1 protein-coding gene is annotated in these 506 nt (G+C 51.0%); it reads left to right on the forward strand.

What is annotated here, in order from left to right:
* The coding region (locus tag ACTHUM_RS18830; protein WP_440403803.1) for a class I SAM-dependent methyltransferase at positions 1–506 on the forward strand (506 nt) is incomplete at both ends.

Below are 506 nucleotides of genomic sequence, written 5' to 3' on the forward strand. Positions count from 1 at the left end.
CACAATACCGATCCGGCGTTACAGCAGTACCTCAACAGCATCGGTCAATCTGAACATCCCGTTTTGACCGCATTGCGCGAGCGTACCCAATCACATCGTCTGGGAAAGATGGCTATTGCCCAAGAGCAGGCAGCCATGTTGGTGTGGTTGGCCAAATTATTGAATGCCAAGAAATATTTGGAAGTTGGTGTCTTTACCGGTTACAGCAGCACCGCCATGGCACTCGCCCTCCCCGAAGACGGCAAAATCACGGCTTGCGATATCAATGTAACCTTTACCGATATTGCCCGAGAAACATGGCAGGCAGCAGGCATAGCGCATAAAATCTCGCTTCATCTGCAACCTGCTTTGCTGACTTTGGACGACTTGATTGCGCAATGCGAATCGGAAAGCGACGACTTGGCACTTATCGATGCCGACAAACCGCCTACGCCGCAATATTTTGAACGCTGTTTGCAGCTGGTACGGAGTGGCGGCGTGATTGCCATCGACAATATCTTATTGGG

The sequence above is a fragment of the Neisseria sp. P0021.S006 genome (assembly GCF_051956895.1).